The following is a 2,243-nucleotide window of genomic DNA, read 5'->3' on the forward strand; positions in this document are numbered from 1 at the left end:
AGAGGGGTTTATTTATACATTAAAAACTTTTCAAACATCCTCTTAGAAGCTAGAAGCCTCTCATTTCCTTATCGGGCAGGTGAGGGGCTTCTACTTTTTTAAGCTAAAATTCAGATATAGCAGAATTTAGCTCAAACCCTACTTTCTGTAGATAAATCAGTTTTGATGTTGTCGCAGAACGTTGTCGAAAAATAAGATAATTTTGCCCAGATTTAACAGAGCTTTCATTGTTTTTTGCAAGTTGAGTTGTATTTTGAATGTGCCATGACAGGCTTGCGATAAAACTGATCGCAAAGAATACAGATCGAAATCTCATCCTGAGTATCTCGCTCCTAAACTCAATGCTGATAATAGCTTTTTCAAGTTGGAGGTGACTATTCTTGTTATTAATACTAAGTATTTCAGATGACAAGAATTATTACCAAAGACAAAACTACTTAATTTTCTGTTTAATAAAGGTCACAATTTGATGAAGATGTTGCTTCAAGCTATCAATTTCTCCTTGCATCTTGACAATTTTATCATTTAGTAATTTGATGTCAGCAGATGAATCTACACCATTAGCAGCAGCAGTGGCTGGAACGAGTTGTTGATTTGCAGAACTAACTGGAGGTGTATTTAAGGCTGAACGGGGAATTTTCGACTTCACCATTGCTGACTTAATAGCCCCAATGAGTTGCTTTTGATCAAAAGGTTTACCCAGAAATTCAAAATATTCAAATGGTTCTACAAATTTTTCCGTTACCTCTTCCTTGCGGCCTGACATGATCACCAAGGGAATTTTCCGTAACTCTGGTTGAGCTTGAATATTCTGGAAAACCTCCCAACCACTCATTTTCGGCAGTAGGAAATCCAGCATGATCAAGCTGACTTTTTCCTGACGCATCAGATTGTATCCTTCCAACCCATCCTTTGCCTCAATTACCTCAAAATTACCCGGAGCTAACATTTCCCGTACTTTTACCCTGACAACGGTAGTGTCGTCAATAACTAAAATTTTGTTACTTGCCACAACTGATTACTCTCCTAAAAATTTTATGTTTAGATGGCTGGTTGCCCACTGCTTTTAAGAATTCTCTCGCTATATCTCAAATTTATGTAGATTGGGGAAGAGTATTTTCTAAGACAAATTCTCAAAATGCAAGTGTTGTATGAAACTTTTACTGACGTTTTGATCAATTTGTACCATATTTGTCTAAACTACACATTTTTGAACTTTCTCCTCCCCCTATTCCCTATTCGCTACTATATGAATTCTCCACAACAAGTTGATATCAAGTCAGAAATTATGACTATGCCTAGCTGGTTGCGTCGCCCTCTTGGCAAAGCTAGTGAAATCTCTACTGTCCAACGTATCATTAAGCAACGACAAATCCACACAATTTGTGAAGAGGGGCGTTGTCCAAATCGGGGTGAATGCTACGCCCAAAAAACGGCAACTTTTTTATTAATGGGTCCAACTTGCACTCGCGCCTGTGCTTTTTGTCAAGTAGATAAAGGTCATGCCCCAATGGCTTTGGATGAACAAGAACCCCAAAAGGTGGCAGAATCAGTACAACTTTTAGGGTTGCGGTATGTGGTATTAACTTCTGTAGCTCGTGATGACTTAGCTGACGGCGGAGCAGGTCATTTTGTCAAAACAATGGAAACTATCCGCCACCTGAACCCTGAAACTCAAATTGAAGTCCTGACATCAGATTTTTGGGGTAGTGGGGGTGCAGAAGTTCAACGTCACAGCCTAGCGATGATTATTCAGGCTCAACCAGCTTGTTTTAACCATAATGTTGAAACAGTCCGCAGGTTAACCCCAACCGTGCGCCGAGGGGCAAAATATGACCGCTCCTTGGCTGTATTAGCGACAGTTAAAGAATTGAATCATCAGATTCCCACAAAGTCAGGTGTGATGGTGGGACATGGAGAAACAATAGAGGAATTAATTGAGACAATGGCGGATTTACGATCTGTAAAATGCGATCGCCTCACCATTGGCCAGTATATGCGTCCTTCTTTAGAACATCTACCCGTCCGAAAATATTGGACTCCAGCCGAATTTACCGAACTGGGCAATATAGCCAAGGAAATGGGATTTAATCACGTCCGTTCTGGTCCCCTGGTTCGTAGTTCCTATCACGCCGGTGAGGAATAGGGGTAGGGGCTGTCTCTTATACACATCTAGATGTGTATAAGAGACAGCCCCAACTGCTATTAAAAATGGTGGACAACAAATCTACCAAAATATCTAC

At 40.3% G+C, this 2,243-nt stretch carries 2 protein-coding genes; one reads left to right on the top strand and one right to left on the bottom strand.

Annotated elements, in window-relative coordinates; all coding sequences use genetic code 11:
* Nucleotides 1–433 precede the first annotated feature (433 nt).
* The gene (locus FJR06_RS05310; RefSeq protein WP_168651011.1) at nt 434–1,012 is read right to left on the bottom strand and encodes a response regulator; all 579 of its coding nucleotides are present in this window, start codon (nt 1,010–1,012) and stop codon (nt 434–436) included.
* A gap of 237 nt (nt 1,013–1,249) precedes the next feature.
* Between FJR06_RS05310 and lipA the strand changes: the two genes are divergently transcribed.
* Complete coding sequence (lipA, locus tag FJR06_RS05315) at nt 1,250–2,146, top strand: lipoyl synthase (RefSeq protein WP_015081432.1); 897 nt, start codon at nt 1,250–1,252, stop codon at nt 2,144–2,146.
* Nucleotides 2,147–2,243 lie beyond the last annotated feature (97 nt).

Origin of the sequence: Dolichospermum sp. UHCC 0352 (genome assembly GCF_009711925.1) — a bacterium.
GTDB lineage: Bacteria > Cyanobacteriota > Cyanobacteriia > Cyanobacteriales > Nostocaceae > Dolichospermum > Dolichospermum lemmermannii.

Coding starts and splice junctions, on each gene's coding strand:
- lipA (WP_015081432.1), top strand. CDS start 1,250: ATGAATTCTCCACAACAAGTTGATATCAAGTCAGAAATTATGACTATG.